Annotated in this window: 17 protein-coding genes; 5 read left to right on the top strand and 12 right to left on the bottom strand. The window is 72.5% G+C overall.

Annotated features, from left to right (window positions below; all coding sequences use genetic code 11):
- Positions 1-11: 11 nt before the first annotated feature.
- A complete protein-coding gene (locus tag H958_RS0125690; RefSeq protein ID WP_028060740.1) occupies positions 12-1,199 on the top strand; it encodes an acetyl-CoA C-acetyltransferase in 1,188 nt (395 codons plus the stop codon).
- Between the two features lie 206 nt (positions 1,200-1,405).
- On the opposite strand, the gene H958_RS0125695 is transcribed toward H958_RS0125690, so the two are convergent.
- Together H958_RS0125695 and H958_RS0125700 are read right to left on the bottom strand one after the other, a co-directional pair.
- Positions 1,406-1,672, bottom strand: coding sequence for a hypothetical protein (locus H958_RS0125695; RefSeq protein WP_028060741.1), 267 nt, complete (start codon positions 1,670-1,672; stop codon positions 1,406-1,408).
- Between the two features lie 46 nt (positions 1,673-1,718).
- On the bottom strand, positions 1,719-1,946 hold the full coding sequence (locus H958_RS0125700; protein WP_156028280.1) for a hypothetical protein: 228 nt from the start codon (positions 1,944-1,946) through the stop codon (positions 1,719-1,721).
- Between the two features lie 145 nt (positions 1,947-2,091).
- Between H958_RS0125700 and H958_RS46810 the strand changes: the two genes are divergently transcribed.
- The gene (locus H958_RS46810) at positions 2,092-2,421 is read left to right on the top strand and encodes a hypothetical protein (protein ID WP_028060743.1); all 330 of its coding nucleotides are present in this window, start codon (positions 2,092-2,094) and stop codon (positions 2,419-2,421) included.
- A 143-nt stretch (positions 2,422-2,564) separates the two neighbouring features.
- On the opposite strand, the gene H958_RS40385 is transcribed toward H958_RS46810, so the two are convergent.
- The 4 genes from H958_RS40385 to H958_RS0125725 all read right to left on the bottom strand — a co-directional run bounded on the left by H958_RS40385 (position 2,565) and on the right by H958_RS0125725 (position 5,618).
- Complete coding sequence (locus tag H958_RS40385; RefSeq protein ID WP_081686276.1) at positions 2,565-3,467, bottom strand: extracellular catalytic domain type 1 short-chain-length polyhydroxyalkanoate depolymerase; 903 nt, start codon at positions 3,465-3,467, stop codon at positions 2,565-2,567.
- A 558-nt stretch (positions 3,468-4,025) separates the two neighbouring features.
- Positions 4,026-4,793, bottom strand: a complete 768-nt coding sequence (locus H958_RS0125715; RefSeq protein ID WP_196807569.1) for an esterase/lipase family protein — start codon at positions 4,791-4,793, stop codon at positions 4,026-4,028.
- Between the two features lie 105 nt (positions 4,794-4,898).
- Entirely contained in the window at positions 4,899-5,231 is a 333-nt protein-coding gene (locus H958_RS0125720) for a hypothetical protein (protein ID WP_028060745.1), read from the bottom strand.
- A gap of 117 nt (positions 5,232-5,348) precedes the next feature.
- Positions 5,349-5,618, bottom strand: coding sequence for a hypothetical protein (locus tag H958_RS0125725; protein ID WP_028060746.1), 270 nt, complete (start codon positions 5,616-5,618; stop codon positions 5,349-5,351).
- 157 nt (positions 5,619-5,775) lie between these two features.
- Here H958_RS0125725 and H958_RS0125730 point away from each other — a divergent pair, with 157 nt between their 5' ends.
- The gene (locus tag H958_RS0125730; protein WP_028060747.1) at positions 5,776-7,425 is read left to right on the top strand and encodes an alpha/beta fold hydrolase; all 1,650 of its coding nucleotides are present in this window, start codon (positions 5,776-5,778) and stop codon (positions 7,423-7,425) included.
- Positions 7,426-7,772: 347 nt separating this feature from the next.
- Positions 7,773-8,513 (top strand): response regulator, encoded by a 741-nt coding sequence (locus tag H958_RS40390; protein ID WP_081686398.1) that lies wholly within the window; start codon positions 7,773-7,775, stop codon positions 8,511-8,513.
- On the opposite strand, the gene H958_RS0125740 is transcribed toward H958_RS40390, so the two are convergent.
- Genes H958_RS0125740 through H958_RS0125765 form a run of 5 tightly spaced genes read right to left on the bottom strand, consistent with a single transcriptional unit; the run spans position 8,499 to position 12,740 of the window.
- Entirely contained in the window at positions 8,499-9,410 is a 912-nt protein-coding gene (locus tag H958_RS0125740; protein WP_028060748.1) for an alpha/beta hydrolase, read from the bottom strand. The two genes, H958_RS40390 and H958_RS0125740, sit on opposite strands and share 15 nt — an antisense overlap.
- Entirely contained in the window at positions 9,407-10,219 is an 813-nt protein-coding gene (locus H958_RS0125745; protein ID WP_081686278.1) for an ABC transporter permease, read from the bottom strand. Before H958_RS0125745 ends, H958_RS0125740 begins: the two co-directional genes overlap by 4 nt.
- Positions 10,216-11,229: an ATP-binding cassette domain-containing protein gene (locus tag H958_RS40395; RefSeq protein WP_081686279.1), complete on the bottom strand. Its 1,014-nt coding sequence runs from the start codon at positions 11,227-11,229 to the stop codon at positions 10,216-10,218. Before H958_RS40395 ends, H958_RS0125745 begins: the two co-directional genes overlap by 4 nt.
- Positions 11,226-11,894, bottom strand: coding sequence for a hypothetical protein (locus tag H958_RS47870; protein WP_196807570.1), 669 nt, complete (start codon positions 11,892-11,894; stop codon positions 11,226-11,228). The genes H958_RS40395 and H958_RS47870 overlap by 4 nt, the downstream gene beginning before the upstream one ends.
- A gap of 24 nt (positions 11,895-11,918) precedes the next feature.
- Complete coding sequence (locus H958_RS0125765; protein ID WP_051324822.1) at positions 11,919-12,740, bottom strand: alpha/beta fold hydrolase; 822 nt, start codon at positions 12,738-12,740, stop codon at positions 11,919-11,921.
- Positions 12,741-13,070: 330 nt separating this feature from the next.
- Between H958_RS0125765 and H958_RS40405 the strand changes: the two genes are divergently transcribed.
- Positions 13,071-13,979: an alpha/beta fold hydrolase gene (locus tag H958_RS40405; protein WP_037411465.1), complete on the top strand. Its 909-nt coding sequence runs from the start codon at positions 13,071-13,073 to the stop codon at positions 13,977-13,979.
- Here H958_RS40405 and H958_RS0125780 read toward each other — a convergent pair.
- The gene (locus tag H958_RS0125780; RefSeq protein ID WP_028060752.1) at positions 13,963-15,183 is read right to left on the bottom strand and encodes a PucR family transcriptional regulator; all 1,221 of its coding nucleotides are present in this window, start codon (positions 15,181-15,183) and stop codon (positions 13,963-13,965) included. The genes H958_RS40405 and H958_RS0125780 overlap by 17 nt on opposite strands.
- Positions 15,184-15,194 lie beyond the last annotated feature (11 nt).

Genomic DNA, 15,194 nt, shown 5'->3' on the forward strand with positions numbered 1-15,194 from the left:
CCTCGCCGGCTATGGAAGAAGCCGTCATCGTCAGCGCCGTTCGCACCCCCGTCGGGGCGTTCGGCGGCCAGTTCCGAGACGTCCCCGCCACCGAGCTCGGCCGGCACGCCGTCAAGGCCGCGATCGAGCGCGCCGGCATCACGCCCGAGCAGGTCGATGAGGTGCTCCTCGGCTGCGTCCTGCAGGCGGGTCTCGGCCAGAACCCCGCCCGCCAGGTCGCGCTCGCCGCCGGCATCCCGAAGGAGGCGCCGGCGACCACCATCAACATGCTCTGCGGCTCGGGCCTCAAGAGCGTCGCGCTGGCCTCGCAGATCATCCGCGCCGGGGACGCCGAGATCATCGTCGCCGGCGGCATGGAGAGCATGTCCCAGGCGCCGTATCTGCTGCCGTCCGGCCGCTTCGGCGCGCGCATGGGGGACGTGCGGCTGATCGACTCGATGATCCACGACGGCCTCACCGATGCGTTCGACGCCGTCCACATGGGCGTCACCGCAGAGAACATCGCCGAGCGCTTCGGGGTCTCGCGCGAGGAACAGGACGTGTTCGCCGCCGACAGTCAGCAGAAGGCCGAGCGCGCGCTCGAGTCCGGCCTCTTCCGGCGCGAGATCGTCCCGGTCGAAGTGGAGGAGAAGCGCGGAGTGCGACTCGTCGACGCCGACGAGGCCCCGCGCCCCGGCACCACCACCGAGACGCTCGCCCGGCTGCGCCCGGCGTTCCTGCGCGAAGGCGGCAGCGTGACCGCCGGCAACTCGTCGGGCATCAACGACGGCGCCGCGTCGGTCGTCGTGATGTCGGCCCGGCGCGCCTCGGAGCTGATGCTGGAGCCCCTCGGGTCGGTCGAGAGCCACGCGTCGGTCGGCGTCGAGCCGGCGATCATGGGCATCGGCCCGGTGCCCGCGGTCCGCGTCGCGCTCGCCAGGGCGGACCTCTCGCTCGCCGACGTCGACCTGTTCGAGCTCAACGAGGCGTTCGCCGCGCAGTCGCTGGCCGTCATCCGCGAGCTCGGCATCGATCCCGAGCGCATCAACCCCAACGGCGGCGCGATCGCGATGGGCCACCCGATCGGCGCGAGCGGCGGCCGCATCCTCGTCACGCTGCTGCACGAGATGCGCCGGCGCAACGCGGGGCGCGGCGTCGCGGCGCTGTGCATCGGCGGCGGCCAGGGCCAGGCCACCGTCATCCGCAACGGCAATCACTGACGATGTCCGGGTCGGACGGCGGCGTACCGCCGCCGTCCGCTAGGAGCCTGTTGATCTTTGATCCGTCGACGCGAGGTGGTGCGCCCGTGGATGCCGGGCGCCGGGCCCGTGCCTAGGCATACCGGTGCGTCTTCCTGGGCACGGGCCCGGCCAATCCGGCGCCGCGGGCGTGCCGCATCGCGCGGCGGGGAAAGTTCAACGGGCTCCTAGGCGGCGTTGCGCAACCAGGTGGTCCGGCGCTTGTCGCGGTCATGCGCGAGCTCGCTGCGCCGCAGCGAGTGCTCGTAGGCCACCGACGCGCGCTCCTCGCGGTCGAGCGCGGCGACGTAGGCGGCGTGCGCGCAGGCCATGTCGGACGAACACGCGACGATCCAGCGCTCGTACGAGCAGTCGACGGCCGCGGATTCCTCGCGCCACGCGATGTAGGCGTCCATCACGTCGTCGATGAGGCTGTGGTGGATCCCCTGACTCATGTCTGCTCCGAGTGTCGTTCGCGGCGCTCTACTTCGAGTCCGAGGGTCACTGGCAATCCACCCCGGTCCGGGTCGCGGCGATCTCGTGGACGCGGCCGTAGAGGTCGCGCATGAGGACCCGCAGGCGACCGCGTGCATGGGTGTGGGCGACGCGCGTCGCCTCGCCGCAGTCGTCATGCACGGACAGCGGGTCGCCGTGCGCCGCGTGGCGGACGGCCCAGCGGCCGTGCAGCGGCTCCACGTGGATCGCGGCGGCGGGCTCGGCATCGGTCATGAACCAAGCGTGACCCACGCGCGCGCGTCCCATCCACCGCCCTCGGAGCAGAGCGAACCGGGCGCCGGGACAGCCGGATGAGATCTCCTGCGGGGTCAGGATTGCAACAGGAGACTCGAGAGACCAACGGAGGTCCGGAACCACCATGCACGCACCGAAGCGACTGGCCGCGACGATCGCGGTCGCAGCCGCGTTCGCCGGCATCGTGCCGGCGGCCGCCAACGCAGCCCCCACGCCCACGTTCCCGAAGCTGAACGACCCGAACCTGTGCCTGAAGGGCGTCACCGATCTCGGCCCGTTCGGCCCGATGGGGCCGTACGGTCCCTCCGGCCCCTACGGCCCCAACGGCCCCCTGGCCGGCCAGGCGAACCCGATTGGAAACGCTGCCACATGCGGCGGCCTGCTCACCTTCGTGCTCCGCGGCGGCACGCTGCAGGGGTACGTCCAGGCCAGCACCGCCGGCCTTCCGCACTAGTCCTCCCCGGTTCAGCCGGGTGGGGGCGGCCCGGGCGTCGCGCGCGGGCCGCCCCACGACCAGATGCACGCGCGGCGGGCGCCCGACGGACCAGGTCCGTCGAGTGCCCGCCGCGCGGCCTTCCCCGGGGGCCAGGTAGTCGGTTACATCGGGTGCTTCGTGAAGAAGGCGTAGATCGCCGCCGTCTCGTCCGGCCCCTGCGGGTCGGAGAACTGCTCGCAGCTGCAGCCGCCTGACCAGGCGTGCGACATGCCGTGGACGGTCCAGTACTCGACCAGCCCGTTGCCGGCGGTGTCGTCGTAGTACTTGATCGTGTAGGACCGGCCGTTCGGGACCTGCCCGTTCTGGGTGGAGGCGGGGCCGCTGAGGGGAGCGCTGCCGTTCCCCGAGGCCATAGCCGCGGTGAGCTGCCACTGCTGCACGAGCTGGTCCGCGTTGACCGGCGGGACCGTCGTGTCCTGGTCGCCCTGGAAGGCGATCACGGGCATGGGCCGCGCGTAGCTGCCCATCGCCTGGTAGGCGGCCTTGGCGGCCGCGGTCGGATCGGAGCTCTGGGAGCCCGCGCAGGCCGCTCCGGAGTCGTACTCGCAGCCGGAGCCGACGCCGATCGCGGCGTACAGGTCCGGGTACGTCGCGCCCATGATCGACGCCATCGCACCGCCGGCCGAGAGCCCGGCCACGTAGGTGCGCTTGGTGTCGACGGTGTACTGCTGCTGGACGTACTGCGTGATTCCCGCGATCAGCGCCGGCTCACCGCTCCCGCGGTGCATCTGCGCGTCCTGGTAGAAGTTCCAGCAGCTCGCGTAGTTGGCCGACGAGGGCTGCTCCGGGAACACGACGATGAATCCCTTGGCCTCGGCCAGCTGGTCGAAGCGCGTGAGCTGACGCATCACGTCGCCGTTCTGGGTGCATCCGTGAAGCACGACGACCAGGGGCATCGCCGTGCCCTGCTGGTAGGTGGACGGGACGTAGCCCACGTAGGACCGCGAGCCGCCCGCCCCGTTGAAGCTTCCGCTGAAGGACTTGCCCTGAGCGGAGCTCGTCAAGTCGCTGACCGGAATCGTGGTGCCTCCGCCGCCGCCGGTCGGCGGCGTGGTGCCCCCGCCGCCGCCGACCGGAGGCAGCGTGCCGCCGCCGCCGCTCCCAGGCGGCTGCGGAATCCCACTGCTCGGAAGCGTCCAACCGACGTTCTTGAGCGAGCCTTGAAGCTTCGTCCACCACGGCGTCGCGCCTGTCCAGGACGGAAGTCCCGGCAGCTTCGTCGTTGTACCAGTCCCCCCTGGAAGCGTCGCCGCGTCAGCGGCGCCCGGAGCGAATGCGATCGCGCCGGTGATGGCGACGAATGCGACACAGACCGTTCGCACCAGTCGCCTGGTTCCTCTCTCGTACATATAGTCCCGCATGGCCTCGTGCGTTAGCGTGGCTCGGCCCCACGGCCGGACGCGAAGCGCCTGGCCGTCGCCGAGTTGACCGCCCTAACCGGTGCCCGTGGGCCGGAGGACCCCCCACCGGATTAGGGTGAACCCGAGGCTAAGTGCCGGTTGGTGCCCGGGATATGCCGGGATCCCAGAAGGTCCCGCGCGTTTCTTAGTCGGATCCCACAGTCAGGCGCAACGCGGCCTGAAGGCGGGCTCGGCCGGACCCTTGCGCGTGAGCGCGTTCTCGACCCACTGCAGCGCGACGGGGTCGATGGCGATGCCGAGATGGTCCGCCGTGTCGCCGCGGCACGCGGCCTGGAGCGTGATGTTGGTGACGCGCGAGGAGGGGCCCCGGAGGAATGCGGAGGTGTACGGGACGACGACCGTGTCGTACGCGGTCTCGACGACCGTGTAGTCGACGGAGCCCGGCGTCTCGGTCCCGTCGTTGAGGCGCGTCAGGAACGGCGAGCCGAACGCCTCCTGCTCGGCGCACGCCGTGCAGCCGAACGCCGCGCCCTCGAGCGCGAGCGGGCTCTCGGTGCCGTGGTTGGACGGCGCGAGGCCGATCAGGTCGTCGACCTTGGCGGCGCCGCCGAGGAAGCGCACGTAGTAGCGCGGCATCAGGCCGCCCTCGGAGTGCCCGATGATCGAGATCTTGCGCGCGCGTATGCGCGTGAGGAGGTCGTCGACGAACACCTGCAGCTGGCGCGCGGAGCGGGCGATCTCGCCGGTCCCGCCGTCGCCGTAGCTGAAGGTGAAGACGCAGTAGCCGTCGCGCGCGAGCGCGGGGCCGATCAGCTCCCAGTCGGTCGCCGCGAACGTCCCGTGCACGAGCACGATCGGATCCGGGTGCTGCAGCGGGGGCCGGCAGGCCGGGTCGTCGACAGTCGTCGGCGGCGGGGGAGGCGCCGGCGTCTCATGGTGCGCGCCGCCGCCGCACGCGGTGGCGAGCACCGCAAGCAGGGGTATCAGCCGGCGCGGGACCATGCCGCCGAACGGTGCCCGCGAGATGGCACCGGCGGGACTGTCACGCGTGACAGTCCCGCCTGGTCCGGCGGATCAGGGAACGGCGGGAGCGGTGAAGCCCGGGGCGAACACGCCCTGGAGGGCGGTGGCGCCGGCCTGCCAGCCGGCGATGCCCGCGGTGGCGCCGGCCTGCCAGCCGGCGATGCCCGCGTCGGCTCCGGCCTTCCAACCGGCGGCCGCGGCGGCGGCGCCGTCCTGGAACGCCTGCGCCCACGGCGGCGGGGCGAGCGTGGCCTGAGGCAGGGTCATGGTGTACTGCGGTGCGACGGCCGGCTTCGCCGGGGTGGCGGCGTTCGCTGCTGGGGCCGTGAGCGCGAGTGTGCCGGCGACCGCCGCCAGGGCGGCGAGGCGATATCGCTTTGTCATCGTTGTCTCCTTGTCGGCGGCCCCGGCCTCTCCGGCCGGAGCACCGCAGACATGCTCCCGGCAGGGGGTCAGGGCCCCCGCTGTCCCGCCGTACGGTCTGACCTGACCTGAGCTACCTCAGCGGTCGAGCAGCCGGCGCACCGAGGTCACGTAGGCGTCGGCGACGTCGCGGCTCACGGCCGCCTGCGTCTCCGCGATCGAGACGACGGCGGGCAGGTCTACGGCGCGAGCGGTCTTCACGTGCGCGTCCGCCAACTGCGCGACGGCCTTCTGGTAGACGTCGAGGAATCGCTCGGTCGCCTGGCGGCTGGACTCCGTCCAGCGGTCGAGCAGCGTCTGGACCCCAAAGCGATCGTCGGCATCGCCGTGGGACTGCACGTCGGTCATGGAACGTCTCCTCGTCTGGAGTCGTGGTATGGACAGGCCACGGTATGTCTCCGGTTAGCCAACTTCAGCCTCCGGCAGGCCCGAATCACCCATTCGGGCATCGCCCATGACGGCGAGTGGACGATGCCGTCGGCGCGCGGCTACACCAAGCCTCACGATGCAGCAGACCTGCGCCCACCCGCAGGCCGTCCAGGTCGCCCCGCTCGACGGCGGTGACCGGCTCGGCGCCTTGAGCGCGCTCGCGGACATCGGGGACCCAAGCGCCTTCGCCGCCGAGTCGATCCGCGTCGCCACGGAGCTCGCCCGCGTCGCGCTCGGCACCTCGGATGTCGAGCCGTCGCCGCGCGACAAGCGCTTCTCGGACCCCGCCTGGTCGGAGAACCCGCTGTACCGGCGCTGGGCACAGGCCTATCTCGTCTGGGCCGCCGGCGTCCAGCGGCTCGCGACGCGGCCGCGGGACGACTGGCGGCGCGAGTCGCGGGCGCAGTCCGCCGCGACCAAGATCGTCGACGCCGCAGCGCCGAGCAATCTGCTGGTGGGGAATCCAGCAGCGCTCAAGCGCGCGTTCGACACCGGCGGCGCCAGCCTCGTCAGAGGCTGGCGAAATGCAGCACGCGACCTGCTTCGGCATGGTGGGATGCCGGAGCAGGTCGACCGCCGGCCCTTCACGGTCGGGGAGAACCTGGCGGCGACGCCGGGCGCCGTCGTCCACCGCGAAGAGATGTTCGAGCTGCTCGAGTACCGGCCGGTGACGGCGACGGTGCGCGAGCGGCCGCTGCTGATGATCCCGCCGCAGGTCAACAAGCACTACTTCCTCGACCTCGCGCCGGGCCGCAGCATGACCGAGTACATGGTGAGCCGCGGGATCCGCTACTTCACGCTCGTGTGGCGCAACCCGCGCCGGGAGCACGGCCACTGGGGCATCGACGACCACGTGTCGGCGCAGTTGCGCGCGATGGACGTCGTGCGCCAGATCGCCGGCTCGGACAGCATCCACCTGCTCGGCGCGTGCGCCGGCGGGCTCACCGGCGCGCTGATGCTCGGGCATCTCGCGGCGCGCGGCGAGGACGACGCGGTGCGCACCGCGACGTTCGCGATCTCGATGATCGACAGCCGCCTGCCGAACCCGTTGTCGGCGATCGCGACGGACCGCACCCTGCGCTCGATCGCCACCGACGCGGAGAAGGGCGTCGTCTACGACGCGGACCGCATCGCGCGCGCGTTCGCGTGGATGCGGCCGAACGACCTCGTCTACAGCTACGTCGTCAACAACTGGCTGCTGGGCGAGGATCCGCCGGCCTTCGACATCCTCGCCTGGAACAACGACGGTGCGAACCTGGCGTCGGCGTTCTACAGCGACATGCTGGAGCTCTACGCCAACAACACGGCCGCGAGCCCGGGCGGCCTGGAGGTGCTCGGCGAGCGCATCGACCTCGGCAAGGTGCAATGCGACAGCTTCATCATCGCGGGCATGAACGACCACATCACGCCGTGGGGGCCGGGCTACATGACCAGCCGGCTGCTCGGCGGCGAGACGGAGGTGGTCGTGACCACGACGGGGCACATCCAGACGATGGTGAACCCGCCCGGCAAACCTCGCGCGCGCTACTTCGCGGGGAGCGCCGACGGCGCGGACCCCGAGGCGTGGCGCGCGCAGGCGGAAGAGCACGAAGGATCGTGGTGGCCGCGCTACGCCGACTGGCTCCTGGCCCGCTCGGGGCCGGAGCGCGAGGCCCCGGCCGAACCTGGAAGTCCCCGCCACCGGCCGCTCGGGCCGGCGCCGGGGATCTACGTGCTGGAGGAGTGAGGCGCGGGAGGCATCATGGACGCGCGATCGCGGCATGACGCGCCGCCACGACGTCCCGCTCGGCGACGTGCCACCACGCCTCCAGGTAGTCCGCATCCGCAGGGACCCCGGCCGCCCCGCCGGCCGCACCCGTCGAGTCCGGTGCGCCCCACCACGGGTGGGGTCCTCCGGAAAAGCGAACTAAGGCTCGGGGGGATGGCGGCAAACGAGCCCCCGAGAGAGAGTTCGTTAGCCGTTCGGAGGGTCCAAAGTTTGACAAGAAGGATTCGACCATGTCCCCGCTCCCCTACGCGTCCCCGGTCGCCCTCGAGGTGGATCGCAACGGCGCCCCCGTCCTAGTGCCGCTCATGTCCGCGCCCATCCGGGTCCTGATCGCCGATGCCCAACCCATCGTTCGGGCGGGCTTCGCCGCGATGCTCGAAGGCGAGGACGACATGGCGGTCGCGGGAGCCGCGTCCGGCGTCGACGAGGCCGTCGCGCTCATCTGCGAGCTGCGTCCCGACGTCGCGCTGCTGGACCTCGAGCTCCCGGGCGGCGGCGGGCTGGAGGCGGCGCGCCGCCTCGACGAGGACCCGCGCTGCTCCGACGTCAACGTGATGATCCTCGCCGCGCACGACGACGACGACGAACTGTTCGCCGCTCTGCGTGCGGGGGCGCGCGGGTACCTGCTCAAGAGCACCGAGCCGCCCGACCTGATGCAGGCGGTGCGCGTCGTCGCCTCCGGCGAGGCGCTGCTGTCGCCGAGCGCCACGCGCCGGCTGATCAGCGAGTTCGCGTCGCAGCCCCAGCCGCAGGTGCCCAGCGCCGAGCAGCTCGAGGAGCTGACCGCGCGCGAGCGCGAGGTGATCGCGCTGGTGGCGGCCGGGCTTCGCAACGATGAGATCGCGGAGCGCTTCGTCATCAGCCCGGCGACAGTCAAGACGCACGTCAGCCGCGCGCTGCGCAAGCTCGACGCGCGCGACCGCGCGCAGCTCGTGGCGATCGCGTACCAGCTCGGCCTCGTGCGGCCCGGCGCCCGCAGGGCGCTGCGCGCTGTGCCCGACGTGCCGATGTCCGCCCCCCGCCGTCCCACGCTAGTCCTGCGCTAGCGCGCGCTCGATCGCAGCGGCGACGCGGGGCGCGCCTGCGCCCATGAGGATGGTGTAGTGGTTGCTGTCCTCGACGAGCTCCGCGGTCGCCGCCGGCTGCGCCGCCAGCAGCTCGGCCAGCAGGTCGTCGGGAACCAGCACCTTCTCGTCGGCCAGGATGCCGAGCGGCGCGCGCAGCACGTGCAGCGGAGCCCGCACGCGCTTGGCCGCGTCCAGCGCCTGCGCGTCCACCAGCAGCGTGGCCCCGTCGACGCGTACCGCGTCGGCTGACGTGACGCTGCGCAGCGCGCCCGGCTCGCCGCCGAGGTCGTAGCGCACGTAGGCGTCGAGATCGTCGTTCCAGGCGTCCTTGAAGGCGGGATGCGCCTGCCAGAAGGCGACGTACCGCTCCGGCGTCTCGAACGTCAGACCGAGCCGCTCGATCGAGGGCCCGAGCGCCTTCTCGAGCTCGGCGTCCGGGTCCTCGAGGTCCTCCTTGGGCTTGAGCGGCGCGCCGCCGTCGACCAGCACGACGGCCGACACGCGCTCAGGATGCGCCACGGCCAGCGCGGCGACGACGTACGCGCCCATCGAGTGGCCGGCCAGCAGCGCGCGCTCGACCCCGAAGAAGTCGAGCACCGCGAGCAGGTCGGCGACGTGCTGGGAGAAGCCCGGCCCGGGCGTCGGCAGCCGCGCGCTGCGGCCGCGCCCTCGCAGGTCCGGGACCAGGACCGATGCGCCGGTCCGCCCGGACAGCTCGCGCGCCGCGGCGCGCCACGCCTGGTGCGACGCGGTGATGCCGTGGACGGCGAGCATGACCTGGCCGGCGTCGCGCGGGTCCGGCCCGCTCTGGGCGACGTGCAGAGCGCCCCCGGCGACGGGGACCTCATGGCTGGTGTGGAACGGCGTCGCTCTCATCCCTTCCGGAAGCGCAAGGTGGCGAGGACGGCCGAAGCCACCAGGATCCCGATGGACCAGACGATCGCGTGCAGGATGGCGCCGTGCGCCGGGTCGCCGTGCGTCAGCGCGCGCAGCGCGTTGGCGACGTGCGTGACCGGCTGCGCGTCCGCGAACGTGCGCAGCCAGTCCGGCATCGTGACCGTCGCCGTGAACGCCGAGGACGCGAACACGAGCGGGAAGGTGAGCATGAAGCCGGCCAGCGTCGCTCCCTCCACGCTGCGCACCGTCAGTCCGAGCAGCGTGAACAGCCACGCGCAGGCGTAGCCGAACAGCAGCGCGATCGCGAAGCCCCCGAGCGTCGGCCACAGCCCGTTGTGGAACTGGAAGCCGACCAGCAGGCCGACGACGATCACGAGCGCCATCGTGTAGCCGAGCCGGATCATGTCCGCGAGCGTGCGCGACGCGAGGATCGCCGCCCGGTTGGTCGGTAGCGAGCGAAAGCGGTCGGTCGTGCCCTTCGAGAGCTCCTCGGCGACGCCGACGGCGGAGGAGGAGCCGCCGAACAGCGCGGTCTGGACGATGATGCCGGGGATCAGGTAATCGACGTAGCTCGAGTAGCCGGGCACCTGGATCGAGCCGCCGAACACGTAGCGGAACAGCAGCACGAACATGATCGGCATGATCGCGGAGAGGACGATGATCTGCGGCGTGCGCGCGGTCCGCAGCAGGTGCCGGCGCGTGAGCAGCAGCGTGTCGGGGACGAACGTGACGATGCCGCGCCCGCGCGTGCGGACGATCACCGCATGGGTCGAAGGCTGAGCGCTCATCCCGTCACCTGCCAGGACTCGAGTGGGCGCGGCGCCGTCGCTTCCCCCGGCCGCGACCTCGGCACTTCTGACGCGGCCGGCGCGCTGGTCAGGTTGAGGAACACGTCGTCGAGCGACGGGCGCCGGACGGAGAGGTCGGCGACGGCGATGCCCGCGTCCTCGATCCGCCGCGCGGCGGCCAGCAGCGTCTGCACGCGCTCGGACGTCGGCAGCGTCACGCGCTGGTCGCGCAGGTCGGGGACCGGGCGGCCGGAGCCGACGCCGTCGAGCACGCCGACGAGCTTCTCGACGTCGCTGGTCGTGTTGGCGCGGACCTCGAGCACGTCGCCGCCGACGCGCTGCTTGAGCTCGTCCGGCGTGCCCTCGGCGATCATGTTGCCGCGGTCGATCAGGGCGACGCGGTGGGCGAGCCGGTCGGCCTCCTCGAGGTACTGCGTCGTCAGCAGCAGCGTCGTGCCGTCCTCGACGAGCTCCTCGATCAGGCGCCACAGCTCCATCCGCGAGCGCGGGTCCAGGCCGGTGCTCGGCTCGTCCATGATCAGCACGAGCGGCCGGCCGACCAAGCTCGCGCCGAGGTCCAGCCGGCGGCGCATGCCGCCTGAGTAGGTGCGGACGAGCGCGTCCCCGGCGTCGGTCAGGCTCAGCCGCTCGAGCACCTCGTCGGCGCGCGAGCGGGCCTCCTTGCGGCGCAGGCCGTAGAGGCGGCCCACGAGCTCGAGGTTCTCGCGCCCGGTGAGCGTGTCGTCGACGGCGGCGAACTGGCCGGCGAGGCCGATCAGCGAGCGCACCGTGCTGGGGTCGCGCGCCACGTCGACGCCGGCGATCGTCGCGCGGCCGCCGTCAGGGGACAGGAGGGTGGAGAGGATGCGGACGAAGGTCGTCTTGCCGGCCCCGTTGCGGCCCAGGAGGGCCAGGACGCTGCCGCCCTCGACCGCGAGGTCGACGGACTTCAACGCCATATAGGAGCCGAACTTCTTCTCGATCCGCGCGGCTTCGATCAGTGGCGTCATGACGCCTCCTTGCTCGCGGTGCAGGCCTGCACGTGCAGGACGCTGCCGGACGGACGGCGCACGGTCAGCATGCCGTCCTTGCTCAATACGATCCGCAGCGGCACGCCGCGCGAGCTGCTCGGCAGCTGCAGCGAGCCGACGCGCTTGCCGTTGACCCGCAACAGCAGCGTGCCGGACTTCGGCAGCCGCAGCTGGGCGCGCTGGGCGCTCTTGTCCTTGGACTTCGGCGCGGGCGCGCCGCAGCCGCTCAGGTCGACCTCGAGCCTGGCGCGCTTGCCGGAGCCCGACTGCTCCAGCCTCCCGGCCGGCGAGGTCCGGTTGGAGACGTTGGTCGTGACCGGCGCGGCGACCCAGGTGATCGGCGCGTTGATCGCCGTCGTCGTGGTCGTGACCGTGACGACGTAGATCGTGGTCCCGCTCGCGGTCGGCTCCGGCATGGGGAACGGCAGAGTCGGCGTGGGCGTGGGCGTGGGCGTCGGCGTCGGGCTCGCCGCCGGCGTCGGCGTGGGCGTGGGCGTCGGCGTGGGCGTCGGCGTGGGGCTCGCCGCGGGCGCCGGCACCGGCGCCTGCGATGGGCCGGGCGGCGGGGCCGCTGCGGCGACGGCGACGTCCCCGGCGAGTATGCCGGCGACGGCGGCCGTGGCCGCCCACCTCAGTGCGGGCATGTGATTGACCTCCCTGGCACCGGTTCATTGGCCTGGCGAGTGGCGCTCGAGGAAGCGAGCGACCTCGCGGTCGGCCTCCGGTTCGTCGGTGACGTACAGATGGCCCGCCTCCGGCCACAACCGCAGCTCCACGTCGGGTATCGACGCGGCGAGCAATCGCGCGTTCTCGGGTGACTGCAGGCGGTCCTGCTCGCCGTGGATGACGAGCGTGGGTGCAGCGATGTCGGCCAGCCGGTTGTGCGTGCTGTGCGACGCGGCCGCGGCGACCTGGTGGAGATATGCAAGGGCGTCCGGCGCGTGCCGCAGCCGGCGCGTGATGTCCTCGGCGATGCGCTCGCCGTGCTCGCGCCGGGTGCGCTCGCCGTAGCTGTAGGGGACGGCGGCCCATTCGGCCTCCTCCGGACCCATCGCGCCGACGCGGGCGAAGAACGTCAGGACCTGCGGGTCCTGGGGGATGGCGCGCGGTCCGCCCGGCGTGGTGGCGCCGAGCACGAGCGAGGTGACGCGGTCGGCGTGGCGCAGGGCGACCTCCTGCGCGACCATCCCGCCGAGCGAGACGCCGTATACGTGCGCGTTGCGCTCACCGGCGGCATCGAGCACGGCGATCGCGTCCCCGGCCATCTGCGCGACGACGTAGGGCCACAGCGAGCGGTCGCTGCGGCCGACGTCGCGGTTGTCGAAGACGAGCACCCGGAAGCTGGGCGCGAGCAGCTGCGCCGTGCGCCAGCCGGCCTCCAGCGACATGCCCTGGCCCATCACGAGCAGCACGGCCGGACCGCTCCCGACGGATTCGTAGTACACGCGCAGGGATCCGTTGTGAGCGAACGGCATCTCGGCCGACAGCATGCGGCGGAGGAATCAGGCCGACTCCTGGCCCACCTGACAGCCTCGGCTGATCGGCGGAACAACGTACCCCCACTGGTGTACGCACAGGTGCCCACCCTGGGCCGACGACAGCGGAGCGCGCGCTCGCAACCATGAAAGCATGCCGATGGTGCGTTGCCCAGATTGCCGCGTGCGACAGTACGCGCCCAGGCCCTACGTGAGTGTTCCGGAGTGCGTCGAATGTGGCCGCCCGTTGCTGCTGCCGCGCTCGATCCGCAGGCCGGAGCGTGCGCGCCCCGAGCGCATCCGCGCCGGGCGGCCGTCCGACCGGCCGCTTGCGGAGACGCGCGGGTGAGCGACCCCTTCGGCGCCGACTACGCGGTGGAGGTGGCGGGTGGCGAGCTGCGCGTCGCACGCGCCGGACCGTCGCCCTCTGACGCCGGGGCGGTCGTTCTCGCGATCCACGGCGTCGCGTCCTCGCACGTCATCTGGCGCTCCGTGGCGCGCGAGCTCACGCGCGGCGGCGACGTGTGCCTGCTCGCACCCGACCTGCGCGGGCGCGGCCGCGGCGTCGAGCTTCCCGGGCCGTTCGGGATGGCCGCGCACTCCGCCGACCTGCTGGCGGTGCTCGACGACGCCGGCGTGGACCGCGCCGTGATCGCCGGCCACTCGCTCGGCGCCTACGTCGCCGCCGGCTTCGCCGCCCAGCATCCCGGCCGCGCCGCGGCGGTGGTGCTGCTCGACGGCGGACTGGCGATCCCCGCGTACCCCGACGAGATCGCCGACGAGCTGATCGAGGCGATGGTCGACGCGGCGATGGGGCACGCCCGCGCCCAGTTCGCATCCGTCGCCGAGCGCGTCGCGCAGTGGCGCGGGCATCCCGCCTTCGTGGAGGACTGGGATGAGGACGTCGAGGCCTACGCCCGCTACGACGTCGCCGAGACCGCCGGCGAGCTGCACGCGGCAGTCTCCGAGGACGCCGTCCGCGGCGACATCTCCGACCTCGTGCACCAGGAGTTCGCCCGCTCCGCGATCGACCGCGTCCGTGCCCCGCTGGTGCTGATGCGCGCCCCTCGGGCGTTCGACGGCGCGATGCCGACGCTTCCGCAGCCGCTGATCGACGCCTTCGTCGCCGGCCACCCGCACGCGCGCGTGGAGAACGTCGCGGGCGCCAACCACTACACGCTCCTGCTCGGCGCGGGACCTGGGCCGCGCGCCGTCGCCGCCGTCCTCGGCGCGACGATCACCACGGCGACCTGAGCTCGTTCAGCTTCAGCGCCAGGAACAGGACCAGCAGCTCGTCGATCGACTGCGGGTCGCGCCCGGTCAGCTCGCGGATGCGGCGCAGCCGGTACACGACGGTGTTGGGGTGCACGGTCAGCAGCCGGGCGCTCTGTGTGAGGTTCGTTCCCGCCGCGAGATAGGCCTGCAGCGTCTCGACCAGCTCCGCGCTGTGCTCGCGGTCGTAGTCCAGCAGCGGCCGCAGCGCGGCGTCGAGCAGTCGCTGCGCGTGCGAGCTGGAGCGCAGCATATGGTCGACCAGCACCTCCTCGAGCGTGATCGCGCGGCCGCGGATGCCGGTGCCGACCGCGATCTCCACCGCCTCGCGCGCCTCGGAGTAGGCGAGGCCGATCGACGCCAGGCCCTCGTGCCAGCCGCTCATCCCGATGCTGACGTCGACGCTCAGCCCGCGCGCGAGCGTCGCGGAGTCGTGGCGCACGCGGCGCAGCTCGTCGGGGCCCGACACGGGATACAGGGCAACGACGTCGCCGAGCCGGATGCCGGCGAGCAGCGAGCCCGACGATGGCCGCAGGCGGCTGCGCGCCGCCTCGACGATGTGGTCGAGGGCGACGCGCGTCGCCAACGGGCGCTCCGGCGCCTCCTCGATCGGGACCCCGTCGCCGCGGATCAGCACCACGGCGTGGCTGTCGCCGAGCCTGAGATGCAGCGTGCGCGCCAGCCGGTGGACGAATTCGGTGTCGCCGCGGCCGGCCAGGAGTGCGTCGAGCAGCTGCCGGCCGAGCAGGCCGCGGTCGGTGATCTCGTCGAGGTACGCGTGCGCGCCGGTGTTGGAGATGACGTCGACGAGCCGCCAGATCCGCCCTCCGATCTCCATCGCGGCGTCGCGCTCGGCCTCGTCGCCGCCGCTGACGGAGGCGACCACCGCCTCCCAGATCGACGCGCCGAAGACGCGCCCGCTGTGCTGCATCGCGTTCATCGAGACGCCCTGGGTGACGAGCTGGCGCGCCATCTCGCGCGTGTCGCGCAGCAGCGACTGCGAGATGCCCTCGCCGCCCAGGATCCCTTCGACGAGCGCCTCGATGCAGCGCACTGAGAACGCGACGGCGTCGTCGAACTCCGGCTCGCCCTCGATCAGGCGGTAGCTGACGATGTCGATCCGGAGCCGGTCGACGATCGTGCGGGCGAGCTGCTCCTTGGCCGCGGCGAGCCGCTGCGCGATCACATGCCGCGGAT

Origin of the sequence: Candidatus Solirubrobacter pratensis (genome assembly GCF_000425945.1) — a bacterium.
In the GTDB taxonomy this organism is placed as follows: Bacteria; Actinomycetota; Thermoleophilia; order Solirubrobacterales; family Solirubrobacteraceae; genus Solirubrobacter; species Solirubrobacter pratensis.